The organism is Rhodococcus sp. 06-1474-1B (assembly GCF_002258885.1).
Taxonomy (GTDB): domain Bacteria; phylum Actinomycetota; class Actinomycetes; order Mycobacteriales; family Mycobacteriaceae; genus Rhodococcoides; species Rhodococcoides fascians.
The window spans coordinates 355866-374854 of record NZ_NOYR01000021.1; the positions used below are offsets into that span (position 1 = coordinate 355866).

General features: G+C 64.5%; 19 protein-coding genes. 8 read left to right on the forward strand and 11 right to left on the reverse strand.

The window, feature by feature from the left end:
- Positions 1 to 7: 7 nt before the first annotated feature.
- Positions 8 to 676 (forward strand): GntR family transcriptional regulator, encoded by a 669-nt coding sequence (locus CH266_RS08665; RefSeq protein ID WP_032381219.1) that lies wholly within the window; start codon positions 8 to 10, stop codon positions 674 to 676.
- A 4-nt stretch (positions 677 to 680) separates the two neighbouring features.
- On the opposite strand, the gene CH266_RS08670 is transcribed toward CH266_RS08665, so the two are convergent.
- On the reverse strand, positions 681 to 1610 hold the full coding sequence (locus CH266_RS08670; protein ID WP_032381218.1) for an ABC transporter substrate-binding protein: 930 nt from the start codon (positions 1608 to 1610) through the stop codon (positions 681 to 683).
- Positions 1611 to 1718: 108 nt separating this feature from the next.
- Here CH266_RS08670 and CH266_RS08675 point away from each other — a divergent pair, with 108 nt between their 5' ends.
- The 3 genes from CH266_RS08675 (at position 1719) to CH266_RS08685 (ending at position 4207) form a co-directional block, all read left to right on the forward strand.
- The gene (locus CH266_RS08675; RefSeq protein WP_027498420.1) at positions 1719 to 2279 is read left to right on the forward strand and encodes a carboxymuconolactone decarboxylase family protein; all 561 of its coding nucleotides are present in this window, start codon (positions 1719 to 1721) and stop codon (positions 2277 to 2279) included.
- A complete protein-coding gene (locus CH266_RS08680) occupies positions 2276 to 3040 on the forward strand; it encodes a class I SAM-dependent methyltransferase (RefSeq protein WP_255175872.1) in 765 nt (254 codons plus the stop codon). The genes CH266_RS08675 and CH266_RS08680 overlap by 4 nt, the downstream gene beginning before the upstream one ends.
- Before the next feature lie 117 nt (positions 3041 to 3157).
- A complete protein-coding gene (locus tag CH266_RS08685) occupies positions 3158 to 4207 on the forward strand; it encodes a M48 family metallopeptidase (RefSeq protein WP_032365161.1) in 1050 nt (349 codons plus the stop codon).
- A gap of 89 nt (positions 4208 to 4296) precedes the next feature.
- Here the strand turns inward: CH266_RS08685 and lpdA are convergent, their stop codons facing one another.
- Positions 4297 to 5712: a dihydrolipoyl dehydrogenase gene (gene lpdA / locus CH266_RS08690; protein WP_032365160.1), complete on the reverse strand. Its 1416-nt coding sequence runs from the start codon at positions 5710 to 5712 to the stop codon at positions 4297 to 4299.
- 114 nt (positions 5713 to 5826) lie between these two features.
- Here lpdA and CH266_RS08695 point away from each other — a divergent pair, with 114 nt between their 5' ends.
- Entirely contained in the window at positions 5827 to 7896 is a 2070-nt protein-coding gene (locus tag CH266_RS08695) for a prolyl oligopeptidase family serine peptidase (protein ID WP_094715100.1), read from the forward strand.
- Between the two features lie 2 nt (positions 7897 to 7898).
- Here CH266_RS08695 and CH266_RS08700 read toward each other — a convergent pair whose 3' ends face one another.
- From CH266_RS08700 to ppk2, 3 genes are all read right to left on the reverse strand, one after another.
- Positions 7899 to 8924, reverse strand: coding sequence for an alpha/beta hydrolase (locus CH266_RS08700; protein ID WP_032381216.1), 1026 nt, complete (start codon positions 8922 to 8924; stop codon positions 7899 to 7901).
- Between the two features lie 127 nt (positions 8925 to 9051).
- Positions 9052 to 9885: an alpha/beta hydrolase family protein gene (locus CH266_RS08705; RefSeq protein WP_027498426.1), complete on the reverse strand. Its 834-nt coding sequence runs from the start codon at positions 9883 to 9885 to the stop codon at positions 9052 to 9054.
- A 1086-nt stretch (positions 9886 to 10971) separates the two neighbouring features.
- Positions 10972 to 11916, reverse strand: coding sequence for a polyphosphate kinase 2 (ppk2, locus tag CH266_RS08710; RefSeq protein ID WP_045840630.1), 945 nt, complete (start codon positions 11914 to 11916; stop codon positions 10972 to 10974).
- A gap of 281 nt (positions 11917 to 12197) precedes the next feature.
- Between ppk2 and CH266_RS08715 the strand changes: the two genes are divergently transcribed.
- Positions 12198 to 12404: a PspC domain-containing protein gene (locus CH266_RS08715; protein ID WP_027498428.1), complete on the forward strand. Its 207-nt coding sequence runs from the start codon at positions 12198 to 12200 to the stop codon at positions 12402 to 12404.
- A gap of 80 nt (positions 12405 to 12484) precedes the next feature.
- Here CH266_RS08715 and CH266_RS25360 read toward each other — a convergent pair whose 3' ends face one another.
- Together CH266_RS25360 and CH266_RS08720 are read right to left on the reverse strand one after the other, a co-directional pair.
- A complete protein-coding gene (locus tag CH266_RS25360) occupies positions 12485 to 12640 on the reverse strand; it encodes a hypothetical protein (protein ID WP_155288427.1) in 156 nt (51 codons plus the stop codon).
- A gap of 162 nt (positions 12641 to 12802) precedes the next feature.
- Complete coding sequence (locus CH266_RS08720; RefSeq protein WP_032381367.1) at positions 12803 to 14215, reverse strand: glucose-6-phosphate dehydrogenase; 1413 nt, start codon at positions 14213 to 14215, stop codon at positions 12803 to 12805.
- Between the two features lie 49 nt (positions 14216 to 14264).
- Between CH266_RS08720 and CH266_RS08725 the strand changes: the two genes are divergently transcribed.
- Positions 14265 to 14867 (forward strand): hypothetical protein, encoded by a 603-nt coding sequence (locus CH266_RS08725; protein ID WP_094715101.1) that lies wholly within the window; start codon positions 14265 to 14267, stop codon positions 14865 to 14867.
- A 28-nt stretch (positions 14868 to 14895) separates the two neighbouring features.
- Here the strand turns inward: CH266_RS08725 and CH266_RS08730 are convergent, their stop codons facing one another.
- Positions 14896 to 15468, reverse strand: coding sequence for an isochorismatase family protein (locus CH266_RS08730; protein ID WP_032365156.1), 573 nt, complete (start codon positions 15466 to 15468; stop codon positions 14896 to 14898).
- A gap of 21 nt (positions 15469 to 15489) precedes the next feature.
- Between CH266_RS08730 and CH266_RS08735 the strand changes: the two genes are divergently transcribed.
- Complete coding sequence (locus CH266_RS08735; protein ID WP_094665705.1) at positions 15490 to 16296, forward strand: MOSC domain-containing protein; 807 nt, start codon at positions 15490 to 15492, stop codon at positions 16294 to 16296.
- On the opposite strand, the gene CH266_RS08740 is transcribed toward CH266_RS08735, so the two are convergent.
- Genes CH266_RS08740 through CH266_RS08750 form a run of 3 tightly spaced genes read right to left on the reverse strand, consistent with a single transcriptional unit; the run spans position 16261 to position 18986 of the window.
- Positions 16261 to 16581 carry a hypothetical protein gene (locus CH266_RS08740; protein WP_032373712.1) on the reverse strand — a complete coding sequence of 107 codons (321 nt, stop codon included), beginning with the start codon at positions 16579 to 16581 and terminating at the stop codon, positions 16261 to 16263. The genes CH266_RS08735 and CH266_RS08740 overlap by 36 nt on opposite strands.
- 58 nt (positions 16582 to 16639) lie before the next feature.
- The gene (locus CH266_RS08745; RefSeq protein ID WP_094715102.1) at positions 16640 to 17560 is read right to left on the reverse strand and encodes an asparaginase; all 921 of its coding nucleotides are present in this window, start codon (positions 17558 to 17560) and stop codon (positions 16640 to 16642) included.
- Entirely contained in the window at positions 17553 to 18986 is a 1434-nt protein-coding gene (locus CH266_RS08750) for an amino acid permease (RefSeq protein WP_027498435.1), read from the reverse strand. The genes CH266_RS08745 and CH266_RS08750 overlap by 8 nt, the downstream gene beginning before the upstream one ends.
- Positions 18987 to 18989: the final 3 nt, after the last annotated feature.

Sequence of the window (18989 nt, forward strand, 5' to 3'; positions counted from 1 at the left end):
GCGTATCGTGCCGCGCAAGGACCTTCGCGAGAAGGTCTATTCGTCACTGCGCCGGGATCTGATCTCCGGTGCGATCGACTCCACGGAACGGCTCGGCGAGGAGCGTCTCGCCGAGCTGTACGGCGTCTCGCGCACGCCTGTGCGGGAGGCGCTGGCACGTCTGCAAGCCGACGGTCTGGTCGTGCGCGACGAGGCCGGTCTGCATCCCTATCGTCCCCGGCTCGGCGACCTACCGGATCTGTACGAACTGCGGTCGACTCTCGAGTCCCGCGGAATCACTCGCTCGACGCCGCAGTCCTTCGATCGGGCGGCCTTGTCGGCGTTGGCGGTGACGTGGGCCGGGTTGCGTGCGCACCCACCGGAGACCACCGACGACATGGTCGCCATGGACGAGCAGTTCCATGTCGCGTTGTCGGCCGCTTCGGGCAATGCGGCTCTGACCGAGGCCCTGTGCGCCGTCAACGCCAAGGTGCGGCCCGTGCGCATTCTCGGTGGTCTCGACGCCTCGGCCGTGGTCTCGGCGATCGATGAACATCTCGCGATCGTCGAGCACCTACTGGCCGGGCAGCTGGACACGGCGCTGAATATGCTTGTTGCACATATCGATTCGTCCCGCGACCGAGTGGTCGAGCGCGCCCGTCAGGCAGCGGCGTTGGCCGGCGCGGTCCGAATCTGACGCGTCAGTTGGAAGCCGACAGAATACGATCGATGTCGTCGAGCACGGTTTGCCCGCCCATGGGCCCGACGCCGGTGATCCAGTACGACAGGTCCACCGCGTGCGGGTTGGGCAGTGCCGCAGCGTTGGCGGTGATCGACGACGGGATCGCGGCGGGGTCCGACGGGTTGTCGGCGGTGACGACGATCAGGTCCGCGGCCGCCTGAGCCGCGAGCTCGGGCGAGAGGTCGACCGAGATCTCGTCGGCCCATTCCGGCCGCGGCGGGGTGGTGAATCCGGCGCATTCGAGCGTGCTTCCGGCGAACGACGACGGCCCGTACAGGGTCAGCTCACCACTGCGCGGCCTGATCAGTTGCGCTGTTTTCCCGGCGGTGTCGTGCTTTTCGGCGATCTCGGCGCACCGGTCGTCGTAGGCGGTGAGCAGTTCCTCGGCCTTCGCTTCCTTGCCGAGAACGCGCCCGACGAATCGGACACTGTCGCGCCACGGATCGGACTGGGAGGCGATGAACACCGTCGGCGCGATGGCGGAGAGTTGGTCGTAGTACTGCGCGTGCCGAGTCTCCGTCCCGAGAATGAGGTCGGGTTGCGCGGCCGCGATGTCCTCGATGGTCGGTTCGGCCACGGTGCCGACCGTGGCGATGCCGGCCGCTTCCGTCCCGAGATAGGTCGGTACACCGGCGGTTTCGCTGAGCACCGCCGTGCCGACGGGCACGATGCCGAGCGCGACCGTGGTGTCGAGTTCCACCGGTTCCAGGGTGACGACCCGCAGAGGATTGTCGGGAACGTCGATCGAGCCTCGAACGGTCTCGACCGTTCGAGTCGCTTCGCCGGCGGACCCGTCGGCGGTATCGGCCGACGAGCATGCCGTCGCTCCTGCCGCCACCGCGAGCGCGGTGATGGCCAACGCTGTCAGACCGAGCTTGAACTGCACCACTTCGAGGGACCTCCGGGTAGAACAATACGAGACACAAAGGAGGTTAGCCTACCCTGCAAGGCGTTGCGAACCGCGTCCCCGGACGGCGGAGCTACCAGTCGGTAGGATGTGATCGTGACCACTCCTCGCATTCCGTCCGGTACCGCCCGCACTCTCGGCCCCGTCAACTGGGTCATCTGCAAGGTCATCGCCAAAGGCGCGGGAGTACCCAACCCCCACCTGTTCACCACTCTCGGTCGAACCGGTGGCCTGTACCGGGCGTGGCTGTTCTACAGCGGCCATCTGATGCCGGGCGGAAAGATCTCCCGCAAGGAATCGGAAATGGTGATTCTCCGGGTGGCGCACCTGCGCGAATCGGCATACGAGATGGACCACCACATCCGCCTGGGCCGTCGAGCCGGCATCGACCGAGACCTGCTCGAGCTGATCATGACCGGCCCGCACGCCCCTGGGCTGTCGACTCGCTACCGCACCATCCTCACTGCCGTCGACGAGCTGATCGAGACCAAGACGCTCACCGACGCCACGTGGTCCGAACTGGCGACCCAGTTCGACGAACGTCGCCTCATCGAATTCGTCTTACTGGTCACCCAATACGACGGGCTGGCAACCACATTGGGCACCCTCCGCGTCGAACGCGACTACGGCGACCGGCCACCACGACGATGAAAGAGACACCCGAGACTGCACTGCGCCGCGCTCTGGCGATGATCGAACCGGAGTCGGTGCGCACGAGCGCCCGGATCGACGGCGGCTACGTCGAACTCATGGGCGACGCCAAAGCCCCCAATCCCACGATGGCCAGCCGAGCGATGAACAACCGCGGTGTCGCGGCGATCTACGAGAACATGTGGCGCCCGTTCGGAGTATCGATGATGGGCATCGGCGGGCTGCCCATGTCCGCCGAACGCGCCAAGGCCGTCGCCGATCTGCGGCTACGCGGGCCGCAGCGAGTCCTGGACGTCGCCTGCGGCCCCGGCAACTTCACCAGGTTCCTGTCGGAGCAGCTGACCGAGGACGGTATCGCCGTCGGCTTCGATATCTCCGAGGCCATGATCGCTCGCGCAGTGCGCGACAATCGGGGGCCGCGTGCGGCGTACGTTCGCGGCGATGCGGCCGAACTCCCGTACGCCGACGCGACATTCGACGCCGTATGCTGTTATGCCGCACTGTATGTCGTGCCACATCCACTGCAGGTGGTCGACGAGCTCATCCGCGTCCTGCGACCGGGTGGACGCATCGCCATCATGACCAGCTGTCAACTGGGCCTGGCACCGCTGCGTACCGTCGTCGGCCTGGGATCTGCCGCCGTCGGGGTACGCATGTTCCCGAAGGGGCAGTTCACCGAGATGTTCGCCGCTGCGGGCATGACCGACATCGAGCAGGACATCCGCGGTCTCGCCCAATTCGTCAGTGCCACCAAGAATTAGCGCTACCGACCCTGCTGTACCCCCGGCAATGCGAGACCTGACCGTGGTCAAGAACGAACCGGAAGGGCTTTTTACTGATACTTTGGCAAACAGACCGATCAGACTGGGAGCCACACAGTGACACACGCACCGGACCGTACTCGTATCGAGTTTCCCGATATCTCTTCTCGCACTTGGGAACACCCTTCGGACCGAGCAGCCTTGGTCACTCTTCGCACCCTCAAGGGCTTCGACACGGTGCTGCGAACGCTGTCCGGACTGCTGCGCGAGAGACAGCACCGCCTGATGTACTTGGCCACCGCGGTGCGCGTCGACGAACGCCAGTTCAAGGATCTGAACGATCTTCGAGCCGATTGTGTGCAGATTCTCGGCGCGGAGGAAACTCCGGAGCTGTTCGTGGTTCAGTCGCCGATGGTCAACGCGTTCACCATCGGGATGGATCGACCGTTCATCGTCCTGACCACCGGCATGCTCGACATCATGACCTACGAGGAACAGCGATTCGTGGTCGGCCACGAACTGGGCCACGCCCTGTCCGGCCACGCGGTGTACCGCACCGTTCTCATGCACCTGATGCGCCTCGCCGGCACGGTCGGCTGGGTTCCGGTGGGCGGCTGGGCCTTGCGCGCGGTCATCGCGGGGCTGATGGAATGGCAGCGCAAATCCGAATTATCCGGCGACAGAGCAGGTTTGCTGTGCGGACAGGATGTGCACACCGCGATCAGCGTGCAGCTCAAGTTGGCGGGCGGCGCACGTATCAGCGAAATCGACGTCGACGCCTTCCTCGCTCAGGCCGCCGAGTACGAGGCCAGTGGAGATCTGCGCGACGGCGTGCTCAAGCTGCTCAATCTCGAACTCCTCTCGCACCCGTTCTCGGTGCTGCGAGCTGCGGAACTGAAGAAGTGGGTCGACACCGGCGAGTACGCGGCGGTCCTTCGTGGCGACTACCCACGCCGGTCCACCGACCACGAGGCCAAGGTGTCGGAGGAGTTCCGTAACGCGGCCCGCACGTACAAAAACAACTTCGACACGTCGGAGGACCCGCTGATCAAGACGGTCCGCGACATCGGCAGCGGCTTCACCGGTGCCGTCGACGCCGTCGGCAACGGAATCGGTGACGTGGCGTCGGACATCAAGGGCAGGTTCGACCACTGGCGAAAGTCCTAGTACCCGACAGCAGTCCTAGTACCCCAGAACGAAGCGAACGGCGGCGACCACCGAGGTGGTCGCCGCCGTTCGTCGTTCTACAGCAGAGATCAGAAGTTGATCATGTGGCCTGCGAGGCCGTGGATCGCTTCCTGCAGTGCCTCCGACAGCGTCGGGTGCGTGTGGACGTTGCGGGCCAGCTCGTTGACCGTCAGGTCCCACTTCTGGGCCAGGGTCAGCTCCGGCAGCAGCTCCGAGACGTCCGGTCCGATGAGGTGGCCACCGAGCAGCTCACCGTGCTCGGTGTCGGCGATGAGCTTGACGAAGCCCGTCGCGTCGCCGAGGCCGTGTGCCTTGCCGTTGGCGGCGAACGGGAAGTTCGCGACCTTGATGTCGGATCCACGAGCCTGCGCTTCTTCGCGGGCCTGGTCCTCGGTGAGACCGAAGCTCGCGACCTGCGGCTGGCAGAACGTGGCGCGCGGCATCATGCGGTAGTCGTCGATCGGCAATGTCTCTGCGCCGCCGATGGTTTCGGCAGCCACCACGGCCTGCGCCTCCGCCACGTGGGCGAGCTGGAGCTTGGCGGTGACGTCGCCGATGGCGTAGATGTGCGGGACGTTGGTCTGCATCGTGTTCGTGATGCCGATGGCACCGCGATCGGTGAGCTCGACACCGGTCTTCTCGAGACCGAAGCCCTCGACGCGAGGGGCGAATCCGACGGACTGCATCACCTTGTCGACGGTGAAGGTCTCGCTCTCACCGGACTTGTTGTGCTTGATCTCGACGGTGACCTTGGAGCCGTCGTCGTCGATGCTCTGCACACCTGCGCCGGTGATGACCTTGACGCCGAGCTTCTTGTACTGCTTCTCGATTTCCTTCGAGACGTCCTTGTCCTCGTTGGGGAGCGCGCGATCGAGGAACTCGACGATGGTGACGTCGACTCCGTAGTTCTTCAGGACGTACCCGAATTCCATACCGATGGCGCCCGCGCCGACGATGAGGATCGAGCCCGGCAGATCCTTGGTCATGATCTGCTCTTCGTACGTGACGACGTTCTTGCTGAGCTCGGTTCCCGGGAGCAGCTTGGTGGTGCTGCCGGTCGCGATGATCGCGTTGTCGAACGTGATCGTCTCGGTGCCGCCCTTGGACAGTTCGACCTCGATGGTGTTGGCATCGGTGAACGTGCCCTGGCCGTCGTACTCGGGGATCTTGTTCTTCTTCATCAAGAAGTGGATGCCCTTGACGCGTCCGTCCGCGACCTTGCGGCTGCGGTCGAATGCTGCGCCGAAGTCGAAGGATGCTTCACCCGAGATACCGAACAGCTTGGCCTCTTTGGTGAAGAGGTGCGCCAGCTCGGCGTTACGGAGAAGCGCCTTCGAGGGGATGCAGCCCACGTTGAGGCACACACCGCCCCAGTACTTCTTCTCGATGATGGCAGTGCTGAGTCCGAGTTGTGCCGCGCGGATAGCAGCGACGTACCCACCGGGACCGGCTCCGAGGACAACGACGTCATAGTGTGAGGTCACGAGTCCCCAGCGTAGTCGTGCCCTCCGACACTGTCTCGACCTGGTCTTCGTTACCAGCCGGTAGCCTCGCACGCGTCCTGCACCCGACCGCACGTGTGCTGCTAGAACTGTGCCATGGCTTTCTCGGACGACCCGTACCTCTGGCTCGAAGACGTCACCGGCGACGACGCACTCGCGTGGGTACGCGAGAAGAACGAGGTGACGATCCAGGCGCTGGCAGGCGAGCGTTTCGACGCCACCGTGGCGGGTGTACGCGAGATTCTCGACACCGATGCGCGGATCCCGTACGCACGCAGGCGCGGGCAGTTCCTCTACAACTTCTGGCGCGACGCCGAGCACATCCGCGGGGTGTGGCGGCGCACCACGATGGACGAGTACCGCACGGACGAACCCGCATGGGACGTCCTGCTCGATCTCGATGCCCTGGCCGCCGACGAGGGCGAGAACTGGGTGTGGGGCGGCGCTCAGGTACTGCGCCCCGACCAGCTGCGCGCTCTGGTGACGCTGTCCCGAGGCGGTGCCGACGCGACGGTGGTACGCGAGTTCGATCTCGACTCCCGCACGTTCCGCGCTGCGGAGGACGGCGGTTTCACGCTGCCCGAGGCCAAGACCGACATCGGCTGGATCGACGCCGACACCGTGTTCGTCGGCACCGATTTCGGACCGGGGTCCCTGACCGAATCCGGCTATCCGCGGATCACCAAGAGATGGCACCGCGGCACCCCGCTCGCCGACGCGGAGACCGTCTACGAGGGCGAATCCCAGGACATCTCGATCTCTGCGTGGCACGACCGCACGCCGGGATTCGAGCGCGACTTCGTGCAGCGGTCCACCGACTTCTACAACTCCGAGACCTACGTGCTCGACGGTACGGCGGTGACCCGCATTCCGACGCCGACGGACGCATCGACGTCGGTCCACGAGAACTGGCTGCTCGTTCGGACGATGACCGAGTGGACCTACGACGGTGTCACCCATCCGGCGGGCGCTCTGCTCGCGGCCGACTTCGACGAATTCGTGAGCGGCACAGCATCTCTGACGGTTCTGTTCACTCCCGACGAGCACACATCCCTGCATCAGTACGCCTGGACCGAGAACCATCTGCTGCTGGTGACGCTGCAGGATGTCCGGACTCGTCTGCATGTGCTCACCCCTCGTGCGCGTTTTGCGTACCTGGAGGGGCACAAAACGCGCACGACGGAGTGGGATACGACCACCGTCGACGGGTTGTCGGAGTTGGCGTCGACCGAGATCATCGGTACGGACGCCGAGGAGAACGGGGACGAGTTCTTCCTCGGCTCCTCGGGTTACCTCACCCCGGCGACGCTGCTGGTCGGCACGGTCGGCGGCGCGCTCGAGGTACTCAAGCAGGCTCCCGCTTTCTTCGACGCGGACGGCATGACCGTGCAACAGTTCTTCGCGGAGTCGGACGACGGCACCGCGATCCCCTACTTCGTCGTCCGACGCGGCGACGCAGGCCCCGGCCCCACACTGCTGTACGGCTACGGCGGCTTCGAGATCTCGATGACGCCCGGCTACAGCGGAGCAATGGGTCGAACGTGGCTCGAGCGCGGCGGCACCTACGTCGTTGCCAACATCCGCGGCGGCGGCGAGTACGGACCGTCCTGGCACACCCAGGTGTTGCGAGCGGGCCGGCATCTGGTCCACGAGGACTTCGCCGCGGTCGCCCGCGACCTGGTGGCCCGAGGGATCACCACCGCCGATCGCTTGGCCGCCCAGGGCGGCAGCAACGGTGGCCTGCTGATGGGCATCATGGAAACGAAGTACCCGGAACTGTTCGGGGCGTTGGTATGTCAGGTCCCGCTACTGGACATGAAGCGGTACCACCTGTTGCTCGCGGGAGCGTCCTGGGTGGCCGAGTACGGGAACCCCGACGACCCCGCCGAATGGGAGTTCATCTCGCAGTACTCCCCGTACCAGAACGTCGTGGCCGCGTCCGAGCGGAAGTACCCACCGATACTCATCGCCACGTCCACCCGAGACGATCGAGTCCATCCCGGACACGCCCGCAAGATGGCTGCGCGGCTGGCCGAGCTCGGTCAGGACGTGAGCTACTACGAGAACATCGAGGGCGGCCACGGCGGGGCGTCGGACAATGCGCAGCTGGCCTTCAAGACCGCACTGACGTACGAGTTCCTGTGGCGGCAGCTCGAGAGCCGGTGATGTCAGTCGGCCAGAGCCTGCTCGAACATCGGCCAGGAATTGTGGAGATCGTCCTGCCAGTATCCCCAGGAGTGCGTCCCGCGTTCCCGTAGCTCGAAATGGGCTGGGATGTGCAGCTTTTCGAGCGCGCTCTTCAGTCGACGGGTGCAGTCGCCGGTGGCGACCTCGATGGCACCGCCCACCACCATCTGGTTCAGCAGCACGAAACCGGGGCCGTTGGGGTTGGTTCCGTCGAAGGTGTCCGATGCCCCCGCCAGGCCACTGCCGTTGGAGATGTACAGCGCGGTGCCGCGCAGCTTGTCGGCGTTGACGACAGCGTCGTTGTGCACCCAGTCGGGGTCGCCGTCCGGGCCCCACATGTTCTTCACGTCGGTTCCGAGCGCCATCGATACGACGGTCTTGACGTACGCGCGGCCCAACGGATCGGTGGTCGAGGCGCAGCCGCTGTAGGAGCCGACCGCCCGGAAGAGACCGGGGTTGTGCGCCGCCAGATTGAGCACCGACGTCGCAGCCATCGAGATTCCGGCAATGACGTTGCGGCCGTTGGTCTTCAGCAGTTGGTCGACGAGTGGCGGCAGTTCGCGGGTCAGGAAGGTCTCCCACTTGTTGCGGCCGAGCACGCGATCGTCGTGCTGCCAGTCCGTGTAGTAGGAATAGGCGCCGCCGACGGGAGTGACGACATTGACGTTCTTGTCCGCGAAGAACGACACGACATCGGTCTGGGTGTACCAGTCCATACCGTCCACCCCACCGCCCGCGCCGTTGAGCAGATACACGGTGGAGCTCGGTTTCGCGCGGTCCGGAGAGCGAAGGATCTTCAGCGGGATGGTCCGATCCATCACGGCCGAATGCACGAACGCCGTCATGGCGACTGCGTCGGTCTCCTCCGTGCGCACCACGTACGACGTCGACGCGTTGTCCGCGTCGGGCGCGGCGAGGGCCGTGCCCTGCGAGGCCGACGCAGCGATACACGCGGCCACGAGCACAGCCCTACCGATCCGACGAGCTGTAGCCCCCAGGCCGTTCATACACGTGCTCGCTATCTTCGGCAGAACAGAAGTTGAGTCACTAGCGTTGTACACCAGAACGGGCGCGGAGTTGGAACTTATCGCATGAATTAATCCAAACGACCGTATCGTACGGCTCGGGGTTGTGTCAGCGGTGCATCCACCGCTCGACCAGGTCGGCCACCGCGGTGGGATTGCGGATCCACCCGTTGTGGCCCAGCGGCTCGTCGATGTGTTCGGTGGTGATGTCGGCGTTGGCAAGCTTGGCCGTCAGATTCTCCATCGAACCCTTGGGTGCCAGATCGTCGCCCTCGATGGTCACTGCCAGCACCGGTAGGGTCAGCCGGCCCATCCGTTCCTCGTAGTCGATATCGGCACCGGCCGGCTCGATCGAGCCCGTTCGGGCGAACCTCGACCAGTCGTCGATCAACACTCGTGATTGACGACCGAATCCACCGACCCCGATGCGGTCCCCCGGCCAGAATCCGGCGATGTTGCTGGTGATCGCCATCGCCGCCGCGCCGAAGTACAGCGGGACCCCGCGAGTGGTGCCGAAACCGCGGTGGTACGGCGACCCGGATGCCACCAGGATCAAGCCACCGAGCCTGCCTCGAATTCGGGCTGCGTACATCGCGCCCAGTTGTCCGCCCATACTGTGGCCGAGCAGATACGGGGTTGCGGCGGGGAACTGCTCGCGCACCACCTCGAAGATCGCCGGAAAGTCGACCGACACCAATTCCTGATATCCGTACCTGCTCGACGAGCTCGGCTTCGGCTTACTGTCCCCCTGGCCCCGAAGATCGCCGATCGCAGCATGGAATCCGCGGGCGACGAGCGCTTCGGCGAACAGCCGGTAGTAGCCGCCGGGGATGCCGAGACCCGGGAGAACGACGATGACGGGCGCATCGTCTCGGCCCTCACTCGGAAACAGCGTCACCGGCACCGTCGAACCGTCGGGCATCTGAATCGGAACCGTCTGCATCGGCCAACCCTATGACGGGTGCGACCGCACCCGCCCCAGGGCACTACCTCACAGGATGATCGGGTGGTAGCTACCGGTCGACCAGCTGAACCAGAACAGTTGACTGTTGATGAATCCGACTATGGCTTCGAGCATGGCGCCCCCTCTACTACCGTCGATACCGAGCGCATCGACGATGAGGTTCAGGTCTACCCGGTCGGCGGCGAATCATCGACCGCTGGAGCATATTTCGGTCCAACGAATGACACTTCGAAACCACGAAAGCCGGGCCCGACGGTATGTCGGGCCCGGCTTCGGGGTCGCGCTTCAGCTGGGGAGCGTGCCGGGGATGTTGACGACCGAACCTGTTCCTTCGGAGCTGCCGACAGCGAGCAACTGCAGCAACAGCGAGAGAAATTCCATCAAAACTCCTTCGAGAGAGGGGGATTCGCCGCCGACGCGGCGTCGCGAGCCTTACTGTTCATCGATTCGGCTCCGGTCTGCCGTCCTGGCCGAGGCCTACGGCGCGGAGCCGGGATGTCAGTCGGAGGAAGAACTGATACCCGAGAAGAGCTGGATGAAGATTGCCAAGAGGTCACCGAGTTCAGCGGACATGCGACAGGCTCCTTGTTGTTCGAGGGATGTGCAGATCGAACGTGACGGTCGTCACTCGATTACCTCTGCATGAAGATTTCTACCCGAACGGATAACGTTTCGTACACGCATTGGCATCGAAAAGTCAGAAATCTTGGTGAGCTGTCACAAAACGGTCACGGAGACGAAAAGTCGCGGCCGCCCCCGACAGCGACCGCGACTCGTAGACCGACGAATTACGCGGCGCTACCCGACGTCAGCACGCCGACGATCTGCTCGACGATCGCGTCGACGATGCCGTCGTAGACTCCGGTTGCAATGTCGGTGATGAACTGCGCAGCTGAACCCATGAGAACTCCTGATGCTCGTCTCTTCGTACAGCCGTAGGTAATACGGCCTACCACTTTCCTACCGCAACCATCGGCGCGGTGCACAACGCGGCACGAACTCGCCGCTCGGATACCGAAGCGACGCAGGACGTTCACCGAGCAGACCCCGGTATGTAGCTCAAAATTATTCTCCGAGCACGTCTTTCGCGCGACCGACGAGCAACGGGTCTGTTTCGCCCACGATCTCGGAGTCCTTGTTGGCGTAATCGAACTTGTTGAGCACGAACCGCATCGCGTTGATCCGCGCGCGCTTCTTGTCGTTGCTCTTCACCACGGTCCACGGTGCTACGTCGGTATCGGTGGCGCGGAAGTTCTCTTCCTTCGCAGCGGTGTACGCATCCCACTTGTCCAGTGACGCAAGATCCATCGGCGACAGTTTCCACTGCCGTACCGGATCCACCTGCCGGATCGCGAAGCGAGTGCGCTGCTCGTGCTGCGACACCGAGAACCAGAACTTGGTCAAGCTGATGCCCTCGTCCACCAACATCTGCTCGAACAGCGGTGCCTGCCGAACGAACTGTGCATGCTGCTCCTCGGTGCAGAACCCCATGACCCGTTCGACACCGGCACGGTTGTACCAAGACCTGTCGAACATCACAATTTCGCCGGCCGCAGGCAGATGCCCGATGTACCGCTGGAAATACCACTCCGTCGACTCCCGCACCGACGGCTTCTCCAACGCGACGACGCGTGCGCCGCGGGGGTTGAGGTGCTCCATGAACCGCTTGATCGTGCCGCCCTTACCGGCGGCGTCGCGACCCTCGAAGATGATGACGTGGCGTCGTCCGGTGTCCTTGGACCACATCTGCAGCTTGAGCAGTTCGATTTGCAGCAGCCGCTTTTCGAGTTCGTACTCCGCGCGGGTCATACGCTCGTCGTAGGGGTAGTTCTCCCGCCACGTGTCGACGACGTGACCGCCCGGGACCGTCAGCAGCACCGGGTCGTCGTCATCGGAGTCGTCGACGACGAACCCCGAAGTATCGGCAAGATCCACGGCGGTCGTGATGTCCCGCACGTCGCTGAGATTCTTGCGTGCAGCCACGCCGTTGCGGAGATCGAAGTCGGTCATGCGCCGAAAGTTAGTGCTCATCGGTGACCGGTCCATGGCGATTCGGTGAACACCGAGCGCAACCGGACGCATCGGACACGCTTCCGGTCTGCAAGGGGGACGGACCGGAAGCGACCGACACATCCGACCGTAATCCTCGCGCCGACAACAGGTCGAGTGTCTGCGTCGTAAAAGTCACCGAACTTGTTCGGCGACTTTTTTCTCGATCGTTCGATTCTCCGGGTCGATATGGGTGAAAGCCCCGATGTGCCCACAGGCGTCGGCGACGCAGACTTCTCACCATGACATTCGAGAGCAATTCCCCCAGAGAATTCACCCTGTCCAACTCGCAGAAGATGATCGGAGGCGTCTGCGGCGGTATAGCCGACTACTTCGGTTGGGACGTCAACCTAGTTCGCGTCGCCACCGTCGCCGGTGCAGTGCTGAGCGGTGGCACAGTCGTGCTGATCTACCTGGCGGCCCTGATGCTGATGCCGCGCCGCCCGTGAGCTCCCGCGACCGCGGAAAGGCCCCGCATCCTCGCCGGTGGAGGAACGGGGCCTTGCCGTCGGACTTCGCGGAATGGGGTCTAGCTGGAGCCGAAGCTACCGGTGCTTCCGCCGAGCAGTCCGTCGAGGAGTTCACCGAGACCATCGGTGAGGCCACCGGTGATGGGTCCGGTGATGCCACCGTCTTCGCCGCCGCCGAGGATGGGCAGGAGGCCGGTGAGGAGATCGAGGAGCATGGGTAAGCCTTTCGAAAGACACGTCGTGGCCCGAGTCGGAGGGTGACCAGGCCACAGGAACATAACGTTCCAGACGCGATCCATTCCATCGTTTCGGACAAAAAGGACCCACCGGCTGTTTCGGGGCTCGAAAGCCGACCCGGTTCTTCGCCGTTCCGGTGATCAGTCCTCGGGTTTCCCGGTGATCAACCAACCGCAGGGCGCAGCCAGATCGTCGGCTTCCGTCGGTCCCATCGAGCCCGGCGCATAGTTCTTCACCGCGGGCGGATCGTTCAACAGCGGCGCCGCCACCTCCCACACGTGGGCCAGGCCGTCGGGTCTGGTGAACAGCGATCGGTCCCCGTTCAGTACATCGAGGATCAGCCGGGAGTACGGGCTCAACGGCTCCGCGTCGGGCACCGATTTCAGCGGCAACGACAGATGCCCGACGGACAGGTCGAAATCCGGTCCGGGTTCCTTGACCGTCATGGCGATATCGATGCTGCCGTCACCGGACAGGTCGAACGAGAGCACCGCGCCGTCTTCCGGCAGCGTCGACAGTGGACTGTCGGCGGGCTTGCGGAACACCAGCGACACCCGCTGCGCTCCGGCACCGAGCATCTTGCCGGTACGAAGCAGGAACGGCACACCACGCCAGCGATCGGTATCCACCCACAGCTTCGCGGCCACGAACGTGTCGACCGTCGAATCCTCGGCAACGCCGTCGACGTCGCGGTAGCCGTCGTACTGCCCCAGAACCACCTCGTCGGTGTCGAGTGGACGGAACTGCCCGATCACCGTTTCGCGAGCCGACTGCAGATCCTCGGCCTTCAACGACGCAGGGGGTTCCATGGCCACCTCGGCGGCCACCTGGAACAGATGGGTCACCAGCATGTCCAGTACGGCACCGGTCTCGTCGTAGAACTCGGCGCGGTCGTCGATGTCGAGTGTCTCGGGCACGTCGATCTGCACATGCTCCACGTGCTCGGAGTTCCAGATGCCGCTGATCATGCCGTTGGCGAACCGCAGCACGTGCAGGTTCTGTGTTGCTTCCTTACCGAGGAAATGGTCGATGCGATAGACCTGTTCCTCCTTCACGACCTCGTGCACGGCCTTGTCGAGTTCCTCGAAGTTGTGCTGCGAGGTGCCGAAGGGCTTCTCGTACACCACTCGGGAACCCTCGGCGAGATCGTGTGCACCCAGGGCCTTCGTGTAGTCGACGAACGTGCTCGGCGGCAGCGCGATGTAGTGGACCAGCTGTGCGTCGTCACCGATCTCTTTCCTGGCGTCGGCGACGACGTCGGGGAGCTTGCCGGGATCGTCGACGGTGAAGCCGTTGCCCGCGAAACGGATTCGCTTCGAGAACGCCGACCAATCGTCGTCGGCCACGTTCTCGGCGAACTCGTCGAGCACATCTTTCACGTGGTCGCGGAACTCGTCGTCGGACGAGTCCTTGCGACCGTTGCCGATCAGGATCCATTTCTCCGGCAGCAGGCCTTCGACGTGGAGTTGGTAGAACGACGGCAGAACCATTCGCTTCGCGAGGTCTCCGGTCGCGCCGAACAGGACGAATACAGTGGGTTGCGAGGACGCCATGACCTCCACTATGCACCGCGTAGTGCTACCTAGGTGAGAGTGCACGAAGATGACCAGATCACGGTTTCACGGAGAGATCTACGGGGTAGGTACGACGTCGGGAGTGCGCATCGTCGTCGGACACTGGACGCGCTCGCCCCTCGGCGAATTCACCGATGTGATGGTCCAATTCGCGGACGGTCGACGCCTACTCGTGGCCCCGAACGAGGCGGTACGTGAATTCGTCACTGCGACATACTCGTTCGATTCCACCGAGCTGGTACCGGTCACCTTCTCCGACCAGCCCGACGGCTGGCGGTCCGTCGTCGCCGGGGATCTGTCGGTACGCATTCGAGTGGCCGGACCGACGGTTCTCGGCCGCGCCCTGAGCCTCGTCCCCGACGCCGTGTCCACCGCACCGTGGTTCTGCACGATCAGCGACCCCATCGCCCGAGTGATACTGCGCGGAGTGCGAACTCGCGGCAGCGCCGGCGGAGGCCGGCGCGAATACTACGGAGCCAGGCACCAGCACCGCGTCGTCGACGTCGTCGCATCCTGGCAAGGAGACGACCTGGGCTCGCTGACGCCCGTCACTCCCCCGGTGACGTTCGGATTCGGCAGCACCCCCGCGGCACCGTCGGTCACGTCCATCACCACCACGATCGACTCGTAGACCACTTCTGTTTCACACCACTGCTGTTTCACACCACTGCTGCTCCGACTTCGCGGAGTTCGTCGAGAGCTGCTGCGGAGGTCTCGGGAGCGACCCCGGCCACCAGATCGGTGAGAACCCGAACGTCCAGGTGCTGTGCCACTGCATCTTTCGCCGACGCCAGCACGCAGTAATCGGTGGCGAGACCGACGATGTCGACGGCCGTCACCTCGTTGGCGGTCAGGATCTCGGACAGGGATGTTCCGTCCTCGGTGACGCCTTCGAACGCCGAATACGACGGTCTGCCCTGCCCCTTGTAGACATGCACGTCGACGCTGCCGGTTCGGTAATCCGGGTGATATTCCGCGCCGACCGTTCCCGCGACGCAGTGCACGGGCCACGTGGTGACGAAATCCGGGGCAGCGTCGGTGGCGAAATGTCCACCGTTGTCGCTGTCGCCGTCGTGCCAGTCGCGTGAGGACACCACGAGGTCGTAGTCGTCGCCGCTCCGGGCGAGGTACGCGCTGATCCTGCGCGCCACCTCCCCACCGCCGACCACGGCCAGAGCACCACCCTCGGTGAAATCGTTCTGAACATCGACTACCAACAGAGCACGAGTCATGTGTCCCAGTATCCTCGACGGGTGCGCGTGTCGTCTTTGGTGACCTATCCCGTCAAAGGATGTGCCGGTACGGCACTGGACTCGACCCGGGTGAGCACAGCCGGTCTCGAACACGACCGAGCGTTCATGATCGTCGACGCGGACGGCTCGTTCCGCAGCCAACGCACCGATCCCGTACTGGCCGTCGTTCGCTGCTCGGTGGAAAACGGCTCACTGACACTGCGCCACGAGAGCGCAGGGAGCGTCACCGCCGTCGTCGATCGTGATTCCGCGGACCGCGAGGTCACGATGTTCGGCACGCCGCTGCGGGGCATCGACCAGGGCGACGACATCGCCGCCTGGCTCACCGACGTCATCGGCGAGCCCTCACGCCTCGTCGCCGCGCCCCGCGATCACGGCCGCGTCACCGACGGAATCCGCCCCGGCTCGGCCCATTTCGCCGACAGCGCCGCCGTCCACATCCTCTCGACCGCCACACTGGCCGGTCTGAACTCCCGCCTCGACGCCCCGCTGCCGATCGACCGATTTCGGCCCAACATCGTCGTCGACGGCTCGCAGGACGCTCATGTCGAGGACGAAGTGCGCGACATCTCGATCGGCGACGCACGATTGACGTACACGAAGCTGGCGATCCGCTGCGCCGTCACCACGGTGGAGCAGAGCACCGGTGTTCGCACCGGACCCGAACCTCTGCGCACTCTCGGCACCTACCGCCGGGCCCGGCAGAAGGGCGTCGCCTTCGGTTCGAAATTCTCGGTGATCGAGGAAGGAACCATCTCGGTCGGGGACGAACTACGCGTCGAGACCTGGGGCGAATCGGAGCTGTAACTCGAACGGCATGTGGTTCGCCCACCCGTTTCGAGCTCGCAGCCGAAGATGCTGTTCTGCACCGAGTTCGACGCGTCGCCGTCCGATGCCGAGTGCCGATGTCGTGCCGCGATAGCGGATGAATGCGGTGAGCTCGTGGCCACCCGGTGCCAGCTCGTAGGTCGACGGTTCCGACCACGACTGGCGATGCTCCACGCCGTCGATCGTCACGAACGGCCGCGCCAGCGTGCGCACCAAGGACGCGTTCACCCAATGTGGAGCGAATTCGATCTCGATCGTGCTCACGTCACGCCTCCCTGGTGCGCTGAGTGTCCACTGTTCGCCTCCGTAGGCGGGATCCCGCCTAGGCGAACGAATTGTGGACGACCACGTCAGTAGCTCCAGTGGCGACCAGCGCCGCCAACTGGATGCGCGCCTGTCCGGCCCGGAGTTCGCGGGAGAAGACCGCACCGGCGTCGAGCAGATCGTGGCCGCCGCCTCCGCCGCCGTACGTCGGCGAGGTCTCACCGAACGGCACCCGCGTCGTGACGACCACGTGCAGCCCAGCAGCAACGGCCTCTTTCACCGCGTGCACCACCAGAGCGTTGGTGTTACCCGAGCCCAACGCCTCGAGCACGATGCCCGACGCCCCGGCTTCGCGACAGGCATCGATCTGCACCCCGTCCGCGCCCGGGTACAGGGCCACGACGTCCACGCGCACTCCCGCGACGGGCTGCCACCGCAGCGGGTCCGGCCTCGGCACTGCTGCCGACCGAAAGGCGTCGAGTTCGGAAGTGTGCTTCTTGATCGCCCCGCGGGCCGGCAGTACTCGTCCGCCGAACGCGATCAGCACCCCCTGCTCGGACCGCGCCGCCGTCACCGCGGCGGCGATGTTGCCGGGGCCGTCCGGGTCCGGATGATCGGCGGTGCGTTGGGCCCCGGTGAACACCACCGCACGCGCGTCGTCGTGGAACAGGTCGACGTACAACGCCGACTCCTCCATGGTGTCGGTGCCGTGCAACACCACCACTCCGGCGCAGCCGTCCTCGTCCAACGCGTCGACCACGGCAGTGCGAATGGCGTCGAGATCGGCGAGGTCCAGGGCGGAGCTGTCCTTCGACATCACCTCGCGCACCACCACGCCGTCCATGTCGACGCCCACGCCTGCGACCGGCCGAGAAACCCCGTGCTCGTCGCGACTGCTGGCGATCGTCCCACCGGTGGTCAACAACGCGACGAACTCAGCACTGTCGGGTCGTTCCGGCAGGCTCCACTCCTCAGTCATTACGGGCGGCTACCTCTCGAATTCTGTTGCGGCACATGTACCATCCGGCGATCAGCATCGGCGCGATGAGCAGGATGGACGCGACGGTCCACGTACCGACGGGTTTGTCGAAGGCCATCAGCACCAGTACACACGCCAGAAAGCCTAGCGTTGCGTAGCCGGTGTACGGGGCACCGAACAACCGGAACGCAGGCCGGGTGACCGCGCCGGTCTTGGACAGAGACCAGAACTTGAGCTGGCACGCCACGATGACGGCCCACGCGCTGATGATGCCGAGCGCAGCAAGGTTCAGCACGATCTCGAACGCCTGCGCCGGGACGACTGCGTTGAGGACGACCCCGAGCAGCGTCACCACCGACGTCAGTGCGATGCCGCCGTACGGAACTCCTTGCTTGTTCATACGGGCCGCGAATTTCGGTGCCGAACCGGCGACCGCCATCGAATGCAGGATGCGACCGGTGGAGTACAGCCCGGCGTTGAGAGACGACAGCGCCGCGGTGAGCACGACGAGGTTCATGATCGCGTCGGCACCCTCGACGTCGATCGCTCCGAAGAACGTGACGAACGGGCTCTCCCCGGCCTGATACGCGGTGTACGGCAGCAACAGCGAGAGCAGCAGCACCGAGCCGACGTAGAAGACGACGATGCGGACGATGACGGTGTTGATCGCCTTGGGGATGACCTTCTCGGGGTTCTGCGTCTCTCCGGCGGCGGTGCCGACCAATTCGATGGAGGCATAGGCGAATACGACGCCCTGGATCACGACGATCGCCGGAAGCAGTCCGTTGGGGATGAGACCGCCGTTGTCGGTGAGGACGCTCAGACCCGGAGCCTGACCGTCGATGGGGGTACCGAAGATGACGTAGTAGGTGCCGATCGCGAGGAACGTCACCAGGGCCACGACCTTGATCAGCGCGAACCAGAATTCGAGCTCACCGAACACCTTGACCGACACCAGGTTCAGACCGAGAACCAACACCAGGCCGGCCAGCGCGAACACCCATTGATCGACGTTGCCCAGTGGTGCCCAGTACTTCTTGAAGAAGTTCATGTACAGCGCCACTGCCGTCACGTCCACGACGGCTGTCATCGCCCAGTTCATCCAGTACAACCACCCGGCTGCGAACGCGACCTTCTCACCGAAGAACTCGCGGGAGTACGAGACGAACGATCCGGACGACGGGCGGTGCATCACCAGCTCACCCAGCGCGCGCAGGATCAGGAATGCGAAGAAGCCGCACAGTGCGTAGACCAGAACCAACGCGGGCCCGGCGTCACGCAGTCTTCCACCGGCACCCATGAACAGGCCGGTGCCGATCGCGCCGCCGATGGCGATCATCTGAATCTGGCGCGGAGCCAGCTCTTTTCGATACCCCAGCTCCTCCTCGCGGAAGGCCTGCTTCTGGATCGGGTTCTCGGTGCTCATCGC

Excerpts from the sequence above, each read along its gene's own strand:
- CH266_RS08695 (WP_094715100.1), top strand. The coding sequence starts at position 5,827 with ATGGCTTTCTCGGACGACCCGTACCTCTGGCTCGAAGACGTCACCGGC.
- CH266_RS25360 (WP_155288427.1), bottom strand. The coding sequence starts at position 12,640 with ATGCTCCTCGATCTCCTCACCGGCCTCCTGCCCATCCTCGGCGGCGGC.
- CH266_RS08745 (WP_094715102.1), bottom strand. The coding sequence starts at position 17,560 with ATGACTGAGGAGTGGAGCCTGCCGGAACGACCCGACAGTGCTGAGTTC.
- CH266_RS08705 (WP_027498426.1), bottom strand. The coding sequence starts at position 9,885 with ATGCAGACGGTTCCGATTCAGATGCCCGACGGTTCGACGGTGCCGGTG.
- CH266_RS08720 (WP_032381367.1), bottom strand. The coding sequence starts at position 14,215 with ATGGCGTCCTCGCAACCCACTGTATTCGTCCTGTTCGGCGCGACCGGA.
- CH266_RS08700 (WP_032381216.1), bottom strand. The coding sequence starts at position 8,924 with ATGAACGGCCTGGGGGCTACAGCTCGTCGGATCGGTAGGGCTGTGCTC.
- CH266_RS08715 (WP_027498428.1), top strand. The coding sequence starts at position 12,198 with ATGACATTCGAGAGCAATTCCCCCAGAGAATTCACCCTGTCCAACTCG.
- CH266_RS08680 (WP_255175872.1), top strand. The coding sequence starts at position 2,276 with ATGAAAGAGACACCCGAGACTGCACTGCGCCGCGCTCTGGCGATGATC.
- CH266_RS08750 (WP_027498435.1), bottom strand. The coding sequence starts at position 18,986 with ATGAGCACCGAGAACCCGATCCAGAAGCAGGCCTTCCGCGAGGAGGAG.
- ppk2 (WP_045840630.1), bottom strand. The coding sequence starts at position 11,916 with ATGACCGACTTCGATCTCCGCAACGGCGTGGCTGCACGCAAGAATCTC.
- CH266_RS08725 (WP_094715101.1), top strand. The coding sequence starts at position 14,265 with ATGACCAGATCACGGTTTCACGGAGAGATCTACGGGGTAGGTACGACG.
- CH266_RS08730 (WP_032365156.1), bottom strand. The coding sequence starts at position 15,468 with ATGACTCGTGCTCTGTTGGTAGTCGATGTTCAGAACGATTTCACCGAG.